The following is a 14,621-nucleotide window of genomic DNA, read 5'->3' on the forward strand; positions in this document are numbered from 1 at the left end:
GATCAGCGCTCCGCAAGCGTATGTAAGGACGCGACGCCCGATTCGAGGTCGAGGTCGGTCCGTATCACCATCGGCGTGGGCCCGGACGGCCCCCACAGCGATGCAGCGATTTCAAACGTCAGCACGTTATGACGCACGCCCCCTTGTGCGGAATCTGCGATGCAACGCACTTCAACGCTATCGGGCAGCAGACGCGGCTCGAAGCGGACGATCGCCAGCCTGAGCATTTCTTCGAGCCGCCGCGCGTCGATCTCGGACATGCAGGTACCCGCCAGCGGCGCGATGCCATAGTTGACGACCGAGCACGCGACTTCGCCATAGCAGGCTTCCTGCGTGGCGTCGAGCACGCATGTGGTATTGAGCAGCCACGCCAAATCGCGCAGCACCGTTTCGCGCAATCCGGCAGCGTCAATCGATTGCACCGAATCGAACTCGGCGCGCGAGCGCGGCGCTGCATCGGTCAAGCGGTCTAGCAACGCAGGTTGCAATCGCTCGCGCGTGCGCCGGGCATCGGCGCGCACACCGCGGATGTCGTAGGTTTGCATAGCGGTGCAGACCGGTTACATCTCGGTGTTCTTCTTCACGTCCCACCCCATCGTGACCTCCGCGCCCTTGCCGCCGCTCTCGTTTTGCTCCCAATATTGTTTCTTCACGCGGGCGGCTTGAAAACCGTACTTCATGACGAGGCGATCGGTCGCGTCGCTATCGTCAGTCCCGGCGACCTGCGCGAGCGTGACGATCACCTCTTCGAGCGTCACGCGCGAAAATTCGATCTGCTTGCCGCCCGTCTTGCAAGACGAAATCTCGACCTTCGGCAGGTGTTTTCCGCTTGCACAGTATTTCATGATGGCCGGCGTCGACTTGTCCATGTATGCCGTCACGATCAGATCGTCGAAATTCGCTTTCCCCGCATTGCCGCCGCCTCCGCTGGACATCGCAGCCGGCTGCCTCGCGCCCCACGAAAACGAACGAATGTCGGTCCAGCCCGTATGTTGCGAGTCGGCCGATTCTCCCGTCGTGCCGTCGACCTTCAAGAACATCGCCACGCCCATAGCGCTCTCCGTTTAAGAATTTGAACCCAGGGGTTACCGGTCGTCGGCCTTCAGTGAGGGCAGTCTCGACACCAACCTCAGCGACACGGTCAGCCCCTCCAACTGGTAATGCGGCCTCAGAAAGAATTTCGCCGCGTAATAGCCCGGGTTGTCCTCGATCTCGTCGACCACCACCTGCGCTGCCGCGAGCGGCTTGCGCGCCTTGGTCTCCTGCGACGAGTTCACCGGGTCGCCATCCACGTAATTCATGATCCAGTCGTTGAGCCAACGCTGCATGTCCTCGCGCTCGCGAAACGAGCCAATCTTGTCGCGCACGATGCACTTGAGGTAATGCGCGAACCGGCTGCACGCGAACAAATACGGTAGACGCGCCGACAATCGCGCATTGGCCGTAGCGTCGGGATCGTCGTACTCATCGGGTTGAAACAGCGATTGCGCGCCGATGAACGCGGCCACATCCGAATTCTTGCGGTGGATCAGCGGAATCAGGCCATTCTTCGCGAGCTCGGCTTCGCGCCGGTCACTGATCGCGATCTCGGTCGGACATTTGAGGTCGACGCCATCATCGTCGGTGGGGAACGTATGGCAGGGAAGATGCTCGACCGCGCCGCCCGATTCCACGCCCCGGATGGCCGAGCACCAGCCGTATTGCTTGAACGAGCGGTTGATGTTCGTCGCCATCGCATAGGCCGCGTTCGACCACGTATACAGGTCATGCCGCGCGCCTTCGGTGTTTTCCTCGAAGTCGAACTCGTCGACCGGGTCGGTACGCGCGCCGTAGGGCAAGCGTGCGAGGAAACGCGGCATCGCGAGACCCACGTAGCGCGAATCTTCGGACGCGCGCAGGCTCCGCCAACCCGCGTATTCGGTGTTCTGGAAGATCTTCGTCAGATCGCGCGGATTGGACAACTCCTGCCATGAATCCATTTGCATCAGCGCCGACGACACACCGCCGATAAAAGGCGCGTGCGCGGCCGCGGCGATCTTCGATAGCTCGCGCAGCATTTCGATGTCCGGCGGGCTGTGATCGAAGTAGTAATCCCCAACGAGACAGCCGAACGGCTCGCCGCCGAGCTGACCGTACTCCTCCTCATAAACCTTCTTGAACAGCGGGCTTTGATCCCATGCCACGCCTTTATGGCGCTTGAGCATGCGCGCCAACTCATTCTTGCGGGCCGGCATGACGCGAACCTTCAACATCTCGTCGGATTCCGTATGGTTGACGAGATAATGCAACCCGCGCCATGAACCTTCCAGGCGCTGAAACGCGGCGTGATGAAGCACCTCGTTGATTTGCGCGCTCAGCTTGCGGTCGATTTCGGCGATCAACTGGCGCACCGTGTCGTATGCGTCCGATGAGACTGTCACCGTGTTTTCCAGTGCTTGATGCGCGAGGGTCTGCACCGCATGCTGCACTGCTTCGCGCGCCTGCTCCGTCTTCGGTTTGATTTCCTGGTTCAACAGCGCCGTGAATTCGTTGCTCGGGAGCACGTCGATCGGACGCGCCGTAGCGACGCCGAGACTATGAGGTTCCAGGTTATTCATCCGAGTCTCCTTCCGTAGCGATGCCATGGCCGTCAGCGGATTCGCCAGCTCGCGCCGCGCCGTCTTTCGAGAGCGCCTCGAGCAAGGCCGGATTGGCGAGCGCCTTGGCCAACAATGCCTCGGCGCCTCGTTTGCCGTCGATGTACGACAGCAGGTTGGCCAGCTCCGTGCGCGCCTGCAGCAGGCGCTGCAACGGTTCGACCTGGCGTGCGAGCGCAGCGGGCGCGAAATCGTCCATGCTCTGCAGCGACAATTCCACCTTCAGATTGCCGTGCCCGGTCAGCGTATTGGGCACCTCGAGCGACAGCGTTGGATTGATCGCCTTCATACGCTCATCGAAATTGTCGACGTCGATTTCCATGAACTTGCGATCGCCCAGGTCGGGCAAAGCGTCGTTGCGGTCGCCGGCCAGATCGGCCAGCACGCCCATCACAAAAGGCAACTGCACCTTGCGCTCGGCGCCATAAAGCTCGACGTCGTACTCGATCTGCACACGCGGCGCACGATTGCGGGCAATGAATTTCTGTCCGCTCGCCGACGATTTGAGGTTTGCCATATTGCTTTGCTCCTTGCGCACGCGGTGTGCGCGACACGGTTCAGGTCTCTTCGGTCAAGCGCCGTTCGCCGTCTGCGGGGCGGCCGCTCAGCATTTCCAACTGGTGCAGGCTGTCGGGCGCAATGTCCCGAATGATTTCGTAGAAGTTCAGGGCGAGCAGACGCTGCGCGCGGCGCAGGAAAATCGGCGCGGGGTGACTCGGTTCATGCTGTTCGAAATAGCGGCACATTTGTTCGAGGCCGAGGTCGACGTCGGCCCGGCTCGAAATCTGCATGGTCCGCCATGCGCTGGCATCGGCGGACGGGGCCTGCAAAGCAACGGCGTTCGGCGAACCATCTGCGGTTGCCCCCGGCGCCGGCTGCTTGCGTGAGGCATCGACTTGGGCTTCGCCTATCGATTTCCTTAGGTGTGCTAACGCTCCTTCAAACGCGCTTTCCTCTATCGACCATTCGTCTCCGAGCTTGTCGCGCACGATCGCTCTGATGTCCGCCAACGCGTCGAGCGCATCAAACGCGGCTCGCACCGTTGCGTCACCTTGGTCGAACGCGGCCCGCAACTCGTGCAACAGGCGATCGCTCGCGCCAGTCGTGTCTCTGACTTCCAGCGCCGCATCGGCCTCTTTCACCGTCAGCGCTCCGATCAACAAGCAATCGCGCGCGAAACGCGCTGCACCCTGCGGGCAGGTCAATGCATTGAGCGCATTGACGCGCGGCATCGGATCGCTGAAGTCGTCGATCGCAAGTTGCGGATGGACGCTATCCCAGTAGCGACTCAAGAGAGACGCCGCCAGACGCAACGCCTGCGCGTAACCGGGCAAGCCGTGCGCGCGCACCCATGCGCCAGCGAGCTCGGCAAGCACGCGCAGATCTTTCGTCCGCGCGAACAGCGCCGTTCCCAACGCCTCCACGCGAGCCCAATCGGGCGCTCGCGCCGCGATGACGGTCGCGCCGTATTGCTCCTCAGGCCGGCCTGCCGCGCATTGCTGCAACTGCAGGAAGTCTTCGTCGTACTCGAGATCGGGGCCGCAGGGCGCGTCACCAACGATCGGCGCGAGCATCGCTTCGTTCATCGGTCGCACGGCTTCTTCGCGTTTCATCATCGTCCTCGCGATCATTCGAACGTGTACGTGATGTCGACCGGCTGGCTGCCGGCCCCGATGCGGACCGTGCGGTGCAGCGGCGTCAATGAGCCATTGCGAATCTCGATGTCGTAGGTACCCGGCGCAAGATTCATCCGCATGAACGGAGGTGTCACGCCGCGACGCACACCGTCGACGTACACTTCGCCCCACGGATAGATATGGAAGCGCACCGGGACCGTCTGCGGCCGGTCAACCGCTGGCTGAGATGCCGCCGCCATCCGCGACGCATCGGCGGGATTCGCCAGATCGCGCTCGGGCCGTTGCATGGCCCGCTGCGGTGCCAGCGACGCGGCAACACCGGTCGATCTACCGGGCGTACCGGGCGTACCGGGCGCACCGGGCGCGCTGGCCTCGACTGCCGGGGCAACCACCGCGGCAGCTGGCGCAGACGCAGCTTGCACGACGCTCTGACCAGGCTCGCTCATCGACGCCGACATCGACGGCGCTGGCGCGGTCGCGCCCGACACGGTCGAAGCCGGCAGATGCTGAAGCGCAACAGCCTGTTGCGCGACGGCTGGAGCTTGCGCCGCGACCGGGGGCGCCGCGACGGGTGCCTGTATCACGAGACGAAGCAACGCCACTCCGATGACGAGCACCACCGCGACGATGAGCGCCGGCCCAACGAGCGTGTTCCAGCGACGCTCGGCGAACGCATGGCGCAGCCGTTTCAGGTGTGCGGACAGATCACGCATCCAAGGAAGGTCAATCAGCGCTGTCCGTGTTGGGGCCTCGGCGGAAGCAACGCGATCTGTCGCAGCCGCGGCCGTAGCCGGAGCGGGGGTTGCAGCAGCCGCGGCGAGAGGCTCGCTGCCTGGGGCACTCGGGACATCTCCCCCCGGCAGCGACGCCTTGGACTGTGCGACGCGTTCGACACTTGCGTACACACTCGCAGCCTGCGCGTTGCCCTCTGCATCGGCGCGCGTCGGCGTGTTTCGTTCACTGTGCGGCGAAGCTTTCGCGGGCGCGACGCTTTCCGCAACCGTCGGCACGGAAGCCGGATGCCCGCTGGTCGTCTCGCCAGGCGCATCACCGGGCACGGAAACGAACACCCCCGACGACGCCTCACGCAAGCCGAGCAACTGGGCGAACGCCGCGATCGAATCGGGCCGATCGTCGATCCGCAAAGCCAACGCTTTGTCGATCGCCGCCAGCACCCGTTGGTTGTACCGCAACTCTTCAGCAAGCGTGCGCGAAGCGAGCGGTTTGTACTGATCCTGGATGCTGCGTACGACAGCGGCCGGCGGAACTTCGCCCGTGATGAGCGCATAGGCCACCGCGCCCAGTGCATAGATATCGGTCCACGGGCCTTGTTTGAACGCGGGGTCGTCAGTGTATTGCTCGATCGGTGCGTAACCGGGCTTGAGCATCATCGCGGTTTCATCGACGATATCGCCGATCAGCTTGCGAGCCGCCCCGAAGTCGAGCAGCACGGGTTTGCCGCCCGGCTGCATCAGGATATTGTCGAGTGCAATGTCGCGATGGAAACACTGCGCGCGGTGCAGCACGTCGAGCGCTCCAAGCAACGCCGCGAGCATCGACAGCAATTCGGGCTGACCCATCCGCACGTTCTTGTCCGCGAGCTGCTTTAACGTTTGCCCCTCGTAGAACGGCATGACCATATACGCGGTGCCGTGGCTCTCCCAGAAATGCAGCACCTTCAGCAGCCCCGGGTGGTCGAACTGCGCCAGCAGCCTGGCTTCATTCAGAAAAGCCGCGCGCCCGGCATCGAACGCTTGCGCGAAACGCGTCGCGCGCAGCGCGACCGTATAGTCGCCGGCGCGCGCGGCGAGCATCGCGGGCATATATTCCTTCACGGCCACGACGCGCTGCAATGTGCGGTCGAACGCGCGATAGACGATGCCGAAACCGCCGACGCCCAGCACCGAGTCGAGCTGGAATTCCCCGAGCCGATGCCCGTTCGGCAATGGCCGGACGCTGTTCCCGGCGTCGCGATCGGCGCTCGCCACGCCCTCCGCGAATCGCGATTCCGTCATCTGACTGCCCTCCGTCTCTCACTGCGATGAACACGCGACACACGGCTTGCGTCGCGCCACATCGGTCTACTCGATGCGCTGCGCGCCTTCGCCGAACAAGCGCCGAAACAACGCACGGTCCAACGGCCCCGTATGCACGCCCGTCCGCGAGGGCGCGTGGGCCGCTTCGTGCGTCCACCAAAAGCTCGTCGCGCCATAGGGGTCGAAGCTCGCCAACACGTTCGACCATCCTCCTTGCGCGGCCGGCGACGGCGGCGGTGTACCCGGCGACCCGGCCTGCGCGGCCAATGCCGCATCGAACTGCTCCGCACCGTGCGCGTGTTCGATCGCGTCGGTCACCGCCTTGGCCATCGGCCCGAGACGCGCAAGCGCGACACGGCCCCAGTGCGGCGAATAGTCGGACGCGCTCATTGCATCGGCGACGACAAGCGGGTAATCACGCCCGACACGATCGTGACTGGGCCCAAGACAGCCGAACTGAACCCACCCTTCGCTCGTGCCGGCAGGAATCGCGAACGACCAGACCGGCGCCTGTGCGTACCCTCGCCCGAACGTCTCACGCCACGCTTCGTGCAACGCTGCCATCCCCTGCGCAAGCCAACGCTCCCAGCCCTGCGCAAGCGCACGCGGCATGCGTCGATTGACGAAATCGCCAGCGCCAGGCAACTTGCCGTACCAACCAGGCAGCGTCGGGCGCTCGCTTGCACAGATATCCTTCATGATTTCGCCGGGCACGTGAACGCCTCCAGTTGCGGAAGTCGAAACGGATTGCGGACCGAATCGGCCGTCACTTGCATCGCAAACGATTTATGGCCCAGCGAAAAGCTCGCAATCATCTGCTCGGACCCACGGCCGGCGCCTGTCGACGCACGGTCGAACATCCGCAGCAACGCCCACGGCCCCGACACGACGAAGCCATCAGTCGCCCCCGATAGATCCGTGATCTGCAGACGCACCTGATTGGTGCCGCCCGGCCCTGGCCATTTCACAGTGATCGGCGCTTGCGGCCCATGCGCATAGCGCACGACTTGCCCGTCGACATCGAGCACCCACTCCGACAGGGTGGGATCCATATCGAGCGGTTTGATCTGCACCGTGATCGACGGATCGTGTGCAGCGCCTGGGAAAAACGTATCGCGTATGACGGCCGCGTTTTGAAACGAGCTGACGAACGGCGCGCCCCCTCCGCCGACGAACTGCCACGGTTGCGCATTCGTATCGACATGCCCTTGCAGGTTCTTCTGAAAAAAATCGTCCATCATGCCGCCCGGTGCGAACAAGCGTGCAAAGTCGCCGGGCGTCACATCGATTGCGGAGCCGCGTGCAAACGGGTAGCGGCCCGAGATCGCCTGCCGGCAGAACTGGCCGATATTGGCTGAAGCGCTTTGCACGATGTTCCGGTCCTGCACGCTCGTCACGCTGCCCTGTGCGGCGTCGCTGAGTTCGACCAGCATTTGCCGAAACGGCGTTGGCGTGCGGCCGGCCGCCGCACGCAATCGATCGGGGGCGTCGGAAGGCGGAGGCGCCGCGCCGCCGCGAAGCGCCGAATCAGCCGCGTTCAGATAGATATAGACGGCGTCGATCTGCTTGATGAGGTCGCTCATCGGCGCCGCCGCACTGGAGGAATCGCGCGCCGTGAGTTCCCGCACGCCGGCGAAGTGTGCATCGACGACCGATTCGGGCTCGCTCGCATCGGTCGTAGCGGTGCTGCTCGCCGTTTGCTGATCACCGAAGATCTGGGCGAGCGATTCGCGCGCACCGTTGAACTTGTCCTGCGCTTGCGCGGTAAGGCCATGTGCCGGATTACCGTTCGGCACGAGCGACACCTCGTGTGCCAGCGCATTGGCGAACCGCTGCAGCGGCGAGTCTTGCGACGACAGCAAGCGCGCAACCTGCGTCGCCTGCGCGAGCGTGCTCATATCCTGCAGCCGCAGGTCAGCGAGGTAATCGTCCCAAACCCTCATGTAATCATCGAAGTAGAGCGAACGCACATTGTTGGCGAGCGTCTGCGCCGTGGCTGGCGTCAGTGCTTCCGTTTGCTTCGCACCCAACACCCACGCTTGCTCGCGCGCGAACGCATCGACCGCCTGATCGACGCGGCGATCGAATACATTCCAATATCCGTCGAAAGTCCAGAGCCCGGGCACACCCGCGTTCAAGCTTGCGCCGCTTTGCCGGCGAAAGACGAGCGCAGCATCGGCGCCCGCCATCCGGGACGCATCGGCGTCGTACTGTGCCGCGGCCGGTCGCAAGGTGCGCGCGAGTTGCACATAGAGACGTTGCGCAAACGTCAAGCGCAAGAGAGCGTCACGCGTGCGTGCAACGAGCGCGCTGTCGCGTGCGAATGGCGACGACACCACGCGCCCCGAAAACAACGCGGCAATGTGAGCACGCAGCGCATCGCGTTGGGCCGCCGTGAAACCGCGGGGCAGCGAGGGGGCATTCTCGAGATCGAGCACCGCCTCGATGAACACCGGATCATAGTGCGCGCTGTCGTACAACATCAGGTACGCCTTGAGCGCCTGGTATGCGTATGCGGGATCATTGGCGGGCGCATTGCGCACCGCTGCTTCGAGCTTGCGCGCGGCAAGCGGCAGCAACAGTTCGTCAAGCGCCCGGTGATAGACGTTATCGGCCGCGGACTGCAGTTTGTCGCCCTGAAACAGCCCCCAGCGATAACGCATGGCGGGGTTGTCGGGATCGACGTCATTGGCCTTCGCGATGTTCCGAATGGCATCGAGCACGGGTAGCGCGTGCGCGATGTCTTCCGCGTTGGTGGCCGTCGTGTTCAGCAAGCGCTGGTCGATCGCGGGCACGCGCGCCGTCACCTCGTTGACGTAGACCCGATTGCGCCAATAGCTGCCGATCCAACCGAACAGCAAAAGTGCGCACAGCAACGCAAGCAAGCCGTACCCTGCCGTGGCGATCACGCGCCTGCGCTGATACCAACGCAGATCCGCGCCCGCCAGCGCGGCTTCATTGAAGATGAGATCCTGCAGCAACGCCTTCAGAAAGAAACTCTTTCCGCCAGGCATCGCCTGCGCCACGGGCGGGACCGGATCGATGCGCAAGAAACGCTTGATGCCGCCCATCACACGGTCGAAAACCGTGCCCTCCTGCGTGCCGCTCGTGAGATACACGCCGCGCAACGGCGGCATCGAAGCAAACTTCGAATGCGAGAACACCTGCTCGATGAATTGACCCAGGACCTCGTGCAACCCTGCGAACTGCTGGGGCAGTGAATAGATGAGATCGCGCCGGTACGTGTCGGGCTCCGCGCTCAACAGCTCCGGCAACGCCTCGTTCAACCGCCGATGCAAAAGCCGATATTCGCGGTCGAAGGCGGCGCGCAGATCGAAACCCGGCGCGCCGGCCTCGGCCAACGGGAAAGTGAAGCCCCACACCTGGGTACGTTCAGCACGCCCCAGGTTCGCGAAGTATTCGGAAAATCCGGCCAGCAGGTCGGCTTTCGTGACCAGCACGTATACTGGAAGCCGAATTCCAAGCTCGGCGCGCAACTCCTGCAAACGCTTGCGCAAAGACATCGCATGTTCGGTGCGCTCCACTTCCGACGCCCCCAGCAGATCCGACACGCTGATCGTCAACAACGCACCGTTGAGCGGCTGCTTCGCGCGATACTTTTTGAGTAATCCCAAGAACCCTTTCCATTCATCCTCGTCGAGCACGCGATTGCTCTCGTGCGTCGTATACCGGCCGGCCGTGTCGATCAGCACCGCCTCGTTCGTGAACCACCAATCGCAATGGCGCGTGCCGCCCACGCCGCGCACGGCCGCACGACCGAACTGCTCCGCCAGCGGAAAGCTGAGCCCCGAGTTGACGAGCGCCGTCGTCTTGCCGGACCCCGGCGCGCCGATGAACACATACCAGGGCAATTCATACAGATAGCGCCTCGTCATTGCGTCGAACCAATGCGATAGCGCACCCCCACGTTGGGCGGCGTGGCCGAGCCGAACCGTCTTCAACAGGCGGGCGGCCTCGTCGAAGCGATTACGCAGCTCCTCCACATGCGGCGCCTGCTCGGTCTCCCGCGCAGCCGGTTGAGCTTGCCCACCTTGAAGCTGCGCCAGCAACTGCGCGTTCACGCGTGCCGCGCGCCAGCGCAAGAGCGTCGCACGCGCCACACATAGGCCAACGATGGCGACGATGACGATCAGCCGTGCCGCAACGCCTTCCAGCGGTCGATAGACGCCGATCGCCACGAGCGGACCGATCAGCCAGATGGCAGCGGCCAACGCAAGAAGGCCGACGACGATCCAGATTCGACGATTCATGAGGGCATGCGCAACGCGCGCCGTCATTGCCTTGGACGCGGTCATGGTTGCGCTCCTGTCGCCGCGGCTTGCGGCGCGGCCAGCAGCGTGATCTCGACGCGTCGATTGCGCGCGCGGTTGGCGGGAGAGTCGTTCGGCGCAACCGGGTCGCTTTGGGCGCGGCCTTCCGCGCGCATGCGCCCGGGATCGCTGAGGCGGCTCGCAAGCAATCGCGCAACCGACTGGGCCCGTTCTAACGAAAGATTCCAATTGGACGGAAAGCGTGCCGTATGCACGGGGACATCGTCGGTATAGCCCGCCACGACGATATTGCCGGGTACGCGTTCGAGCGCTTCCCCGATGCGATCCAGCACAGGTTGATAGCGATCGATGACCGAAGTCGAGCCCGATTCGAACAATCCGTCGCCGCGCAATACGACCACGCTGCGGTCGGCTTCATCGCGTACCTGCACGAGCCCGGCCTGGATCTGCGGTTCGAGAAAACCGGCGAGCCGCGGTGCGGGGGGCGCCTGCACCGGGGCCGGCGCGCTCACTTGTTGTCGCAGCTTCGGGATCGACAGACGATCGATCATCGCGAAGGCGCGATCCGAGCGAGCAGCCAACGAAAGATCGAGTCCGACGAACAGACCGAAACCCAGCAAAACGACGAGCGCGCCGAAGGCCCAGATCGGCACCCCATAGCGGCCCGGGCGCTCGCGCGCGATCAGCGCGTCGCGCCAATGCGGCGAAAGCGCAGGATCGAACTCGCCGCGCTCGCCGCGAATCGTGCGCGCCAGACGTTGACGCAACTCGTCGAGCTGCGCGCGCCCATTGTCGAGCACGCGATAGCGCCCTTCGAACCCCAGCGCCAGACAGTAATAGAGCAGTTCGAGCAGCGCGAGATGCTCACGCGGACGCTGCATCGATCGATCGAGCACCTCGAAGAATTTTTCGCCGCCCCATGCTTCGTTGTGGAACGCGACGAGCAAGCTGTCGGCAGACCAATTCGCCGCGCCGCCCCATGGCGTCAACGCGGCCGCTTCGTCGAGCGCGGTGCATAGGCAGTAGCGCGCCGCGCCGATTTGTTCGGCGCTGACCCCCGCCTGTCGCGCGCGCACCTCGAACTCACGCACCTGTGAGGCCAAATGCTCGCGCAACCAACCCGGATTCGGATGATGCACCGTGTAGCGAATCTGCGGCACCAGGTTGAGCAACGGATTCGCAGCGGCCACGAGCGGGTTGCGATCGTCCGCGACATCGACCATGGAGGCCGTAGCAGCCGACTCGGCCTCGTTCTCCACGAACGGCCTCGCCTCGCGTGCGAATGGCACCCGATTGGCGTCCAGCGTGGCGAATGCGCCGTGTTGGCTCGGAATGGGATCGTTCACTTGACTCATATCGAACTCGCGGCGCTAGCCCCGGATGGCCCACAACTCCATGGCCAGCCCAGGGAAATCTCCGGCAAGATGCAGGGCAAGCCCGGCAGAGCGATCGAGCTGGCGCCACAATTGAGCCCCTTTATCCACTTCGAAGTAAGTGCAGCCGGCGTGGTACGGAATCTGTCTCGGCGCGGCCGGTAATGCACGCACGGCGATGCCGGGAAGCTGCAGATGCATCAGATCGACGATGCGCTCGACGGGGCCCAGCTTGATTTGTGTCGGAAAGCGCGAACGAATCGTATCGGCCGGCATATCAGCCCGTATGGCCAGGATGAAGCCTGCTTGCTCGCGCAGCTCCGTATCGGGTATGACCGCGACGCGCACGCCGTTGCCGCCGTCTTGCAGCGCGATTTGCAGCGCGCCGCGATCGAGCACCGTCGATAGCGACCGGCGCAATTCGTCGAGCAACTCGCCGAAGCATGTGCGCAGATCGTCATGTTCGTAGGCCGCCAACGCGCGCGGCCGTCTGGTGTCCGGCATGAACGTCGCGAAGTCGCAGGCGAGCTTGAGCCATTCGCGAAACAGCGTTTCCGGATGCAGCCGGGGTATGTGTTCTGTGTGCCATGCCACCGCGAGATAGCGGTTCACGAGCTGCAGAAGCAAAAAATCGGCGACTTCGGAAACGCCCGCCCGGCCAGGTTCCGCAAGTCGATCGGCCAGCACTTCGCTGCGCTGTTCGAGCAGCCGCTGCAACTCGCGCATGTAATTGGACAACACGGGATCGGCATGCGCATCGAGCATGGGCGGAATGTAGCCGTCATCGAGCACCAGTTGTCGATCCCCGCGCCGCTCGACCACGCGCAACACGCCCAACGTTTGCCAGTCGTCGCCGGCGTCGGCCTCGAGCATCAACCTGAGGCGCAGCCGCCCCAACTGCACGAGCGCGGGCTCGAGCCCAATGTCGTTGACATCGGCAATCTCGCTCTCATGCACGACGTAACGCGCGAGCGGAGCGGCGGGATCCTGGCCGAACGAGACTTCGATACCGTCTCCGCGCCGGGCCGGTAGCGCGAGCACGACCGCGGCATCCTTGACGTCGTGTCCGATCTCGAGCGCTTGCGGTGCCTCCTCGGCGCGCGCGAAATCGAACGGCGTGCCGTCGGGCATGACCCCGGCCGCCGAGACGAGCGCGATCTTGCCCTGCGCGAGCGCTTCAGGGTCGATGCTCAACGATGCGAAGCCCCAGTGGAAACATTGCATCGGCGCGCAGCGCAGATGCACATAGCGCTCGAAATAGCGTTCGAGCTGCTGAAAGTGTTGAGGCCGAAGGAACATGCCTTCCGACCATACGACGCGTTCGCGCAATGACGGCGCGGCAAGTAGCGAAATGGCGATCTCGTTCATTGACCTCTGCCGTCTTGATCCAGCGGCTCCAATCCATCGTTTCGCACGGCAATCACCAAGCGCATCTCATGCGGCGATGTTTGCCAGAATTTGAGCAGGTTCGTGTGCTTGGCCGTCGGCAGGGCAATCATCGACTTCCATCGGCTCTTTTCGAGGGTGCGATATCCGGCCACCAGCCCCAGTTGCTGTACTGTTGCATCGCCTGCGTAATGCAGCGTGCGCGACTCTCCCGGCCTGAGCACAAATCGATCGACGCCCGCCAGATCTCCGCCCAACGCCTGCTCCGGCCTGTCCTGGAGCGAAAAATAATCGGCCCGCTGAAAGCCGTCTCCCGACTTCAAGCGAAATACCTCGACGGCAATCGGCGTCGGCCGTCGCCACCCATCTGGATTGATATCCGGCGCAACCTGCAGCGTGACCGAATAAGGAACCGATATCGATCGCTCAGTGGCTGCGCAACCTGAAATCAATGCAACAAAGGCGAAGAGGCAAGCGAATAAGCGAACCTGGTTCGCTTTCGAGACCCAATCCATGTTTAAAACAAACCCTCTAAACAAAGCGGTATATCGCGCCCCATTAATAATTATGGGTTTATGAAAGCAAACAGATTCAACGGTGCGACGGCGCAAGACGATAGCTGCCCGCGCTCGCGGGGACAGCGTCGAGCGAACGGATCGATTGAAGCGCGCAGAACTTCTCGTTATTTCACAAATTAATAATCCGAGATTTTCGGAAAAAGGTGAGTAGACTATAGTTCATCGGATCTGCGCTAGCAACACGTGGCACAGCAAAAAAAACGATCGCAAGAATTACCTGACAACCGGAAACACGTAATTAATGCTGAAACGACGGCGCGCACTTTGACATGAACATTTACTCTATAAGTAGAGCGATCGTACGACGCCTTTCGGCGACCGCCGCATTGATAGCGGTTGTCGTGACTGCTGCATGCATGAGCGTTTCTCCCAACCAACGCATTGCCGAAGACATGTTGCATAGCGCGCGCGACTCGTATACTGCGGGCAATTACACGCGCACGATTCAAATCCTGCATGACAGCAACGAAATCCAAACGTCAAGCCGGAAGACGCGTATTGAAGCGTACAAGCTGATGGCATTCAGCTATTGCGTCATCGGGCGGATCACGTTGTGTCGCGCCGAATTCGAGAAGGTGCTCCAACTGGATCCGCATTTCGAACTGTCGACCGCCGAAAAAGGACACCCGATCTGGGGCCCGGCGTTCGATGCAGCCCGCCGGCATCTTGCATCATCGTGACGC

12 protein-coding genes are annotated in these 14,621 nt (G+C 63.1%); 1 reads left to right on the forward strand and 11 read right to left on the reverse strand.

Features of this window, described 5'->3' with window-relative positions; all coding sequences use genetic code 11:
• Positions 1-2: 2 nt before the first annotated feature.
• The 11 genes from tssE to tssJ form a co-directional block, all read right to left on the reverse strand.
• The gene (gene tssE, locus C0Z19_RS18990; protein ID WP_102611386.1) at positions 3-545 is read right to left on the reverse strand and encodes a type VI secretion system baseplate subunit TssE; all 543 of its coding nucleotides are present in this window, start codon (positions 543-545) and stop codon (positions 3-5) included.
• Positions 546-560: 15 nt separating this feature from the next.
• The gene (locus C0Z19_RS18995; protein WP_102611387.1) at positions 561-1,052 is read right to left on the reverse strand and encodes an Hcp family type VI secretion system effector; all 492 of its coding nucleotides are present in this window, start codon (positions 1,050-1,052) and stop codon (positions 561-563) included.
• A gap of 33 nt (positions 1,053-1,085) precedes the next feature.
• Positions 1,086-2,597 carry a type VI secretion system contractile sheath large subunit gene (gene tssC / locus C0Z19_RS19000; RefSeq protein ID WP_102611388.1) on the reverse strand — a complete coding sequence of 504 codons (1,512 nt, stop codon included), beginning with the start codon at positions 2,595-2,597 and terminating at the stop codon, positions 1,086-1,088.
• On the reverse strand, positions 2,590-3,153 hold the full coding sequence (tssB, locus tag C0Z19_RS19005; RefSeq protein ID WP_102611456.1) for a type VI secretion system contractile sheath small subunit: 564 nt from the start codon (positions 3,151-3,153) through the stop codon (positions 2,590-2,592). Before tssB ends, tssC begins: the two co-directional genes overlap by 8 nt.
• A 40-nt stretch (positions 3,154-3,193) precedes the next feature.
• Complete coding sequence (gene tssA / locus C0Z19_RS19010; protein WP_233196199.1) at positions 3,194-4,252, reverse strand: type VI secretion system protein TssA; 1,059 nt, start codon at positions 4,250-4,252, stop codon at positions 3,194-3,196.
• A gap of 11 nt (positions 4,253-4,263) precedes the next feature.
• Positions 4,264-6,288 (reverse strand): serine/threonine protein kinase, encoded by a 2,025-nt coding sequence (locus tag C0Z19_RS19015; protein WP_102611389.1) that lies wholly within the window; start codon positions 6,286-6,288, stop codon positions 4,264-4,266.
• Between the two features lie 66 nt (positions 6,289-6,354).
• Complete coding sequence (gene tagF, locus C0Z19_RS19020) at positions 6,355-7,008, reverse strand: type VI secretion system-associated protein TagF (RefSeq protein WP_146012104.1); 654 nt, start codon at positions 7,006-7,008, stop codon at positions 6,355-6,357.
• The gene (gene tssM, locus C0Z19_RS19025; RefSeq protein ID WP_233196200.1) at positions 7,005-10,625 is read right to left on the reverse strand and encodes a type VI secretion system membrane subunit TssM; all 3,621 of its coding nucleotides are present in this window, start codon (positions 10,623-10,625) and stop codon (positions 7,005-7,007) included. The genes tagF and tssM overlap by 4 nt, the downstream gene beginning before the upstream one ends.
• Positions 10,622-11,824, reverse strand: coding sequence for a DotU family type VI secretion system protein (locus C0Z19_RS19030; RefSeq protein WP_102611459.1), 1,203 nt, complete (start codon positions 11,822-11,824; stop codon positions 10,622-10,624). The genes tssM and C0Z19_RS19030 overlap by 4 nt, the downstream gene beginning before the upstream one ends.
• 147 nt (positions 11,825-11,971) lie before the next feature.
• A complete protein-coding gene (gene tssK, locus C0Z19_RS19035; protein WP_102611391.1) occupies positions 11,972-13,342 on the reverse strand; it encodes a type VI secretion system baseplate subunit TssK in 1,371 nt (456 codons plus the stop codon).
• On the reverse strand, positions 13,339-13,971 hold the full coding sequence (tssJ, locus tag C0Z19_RS19040; RefSeq protein WP_233196202.1) for a type VI secretion system lipoprotein TssJ: 633 nt from the start codon (positions 13,969-13,971) through the stop codon (positions 13,339-13,341). The genes tssK and tssJ overlap by 4 nt, the downstream gene beginning before the upstream one ends.
• A 323-nt stretch (positions 13,972-14,294) precedes the next feature.
• Between tssJ and C0Z19_RS19045 the strand changes: the two genes are divergently transcribed.
• The gene (locus tag C0Z19_RS19045) at positions 14,295-14,618 is read left to right on the forward strand and encodes a TssQ family T6SS-associated lipoprotein (protein ID WP_158243028.1); all 324 of its coding nucleotides are present in this window, start codon (positions 14,295-14,297) and stop codon (positions 14,616-14,618) included.
• The last annotated feature ends 3 nt before the right edge of the window (positions 14,619-14,621 follow it).

The sequence above is a fragment of the Trinickia soli genome (assembly GCF_002879855.1).
In the GTDB taxonomy this organism is placed as follows: domain Bacteria; phylum Pseudomonadota; class Gammaproteobacteria; order Burkholderiales; family Burkholderiaceae; genus Trinickia; species Trinickia soli.

Bases quoted from the DNA above. Each gene is read 5' to 3' on its own strand.
- tssE (WP_102611386.1), bottom strand. From the start codon at position 545: ATGCAAACCTACGACATCCGCGGTGTGCGCGCCGATGCCCGGCGCACG.
- C0Z19_RS18995 (WP_102611387.1), bottom strand. From the start codon at position 1,052: ATGGGCGTGGCGATGTTCTTGAAGGTCGACGGCACGACGGGAGAATCG.
- tssC (WP_102611388.1), bottom strand. From the start codon at position 2,597: ATGAATAACCTGGAACCTCATAGTCTCGGCGTCGCTACGGCGCGTCCG.
- tssB (WP_102611456.1), bottom strand. From the start codon at position 3,153: ATGGCAAACCTCAAATCGTCGGCGAGCGGACAGAAATTCATTGCCCGC.
- tssA (WP_233196199.1), bottom strand. From the start codon at position 4,252: ATGATGAAACGCGAAGAAGCCGTGCGACCGATGAACGAAGCGATGCTC.
- C0Z19_RS19015 (WP_102611389.1), bottom strand. From the start codon at position 6,288: ATGACGGAATCGCGATTCGCGGAGGGCGTGGCGAGCGCCGATCGCGAC.
- tagF (WP_146012104.1), bottom strand. From the start codon at position 7,008: ATGAAGGATATCTGTGCAAGCGAGCGCCCGACGCTGCCTGGTTGGTAC.
- tssM (WP_233196200.1), bottom strand. From the start codon at position 10,625: ATGACCGCGTCCAAGGCAATGACGGCGCGCGTTGCGCATGCCCTCATG.
- C0Z19_RS19030 (WP_102611459.1), bottom strand. From the start codon at position 11,824: ATGGTCGATGTCGCGGACGATCGCAACCCGCTCGTGGCCGCTGCGAAT.
- tssK (WP_102611391.1), bottom strand. From the start codon at position 13,342: ATGAACGAGATCGCCATTTCGCTACTTGCCGCGCCGTCATTGCGCGAA.
- C0Z19_RS19045 (WP_158243028.1), top strand. From the start codon at position 14,295: ATGAGCGTTTCTCCCAACCAACGCATTGCCGAAGACATGTTGCATAGC.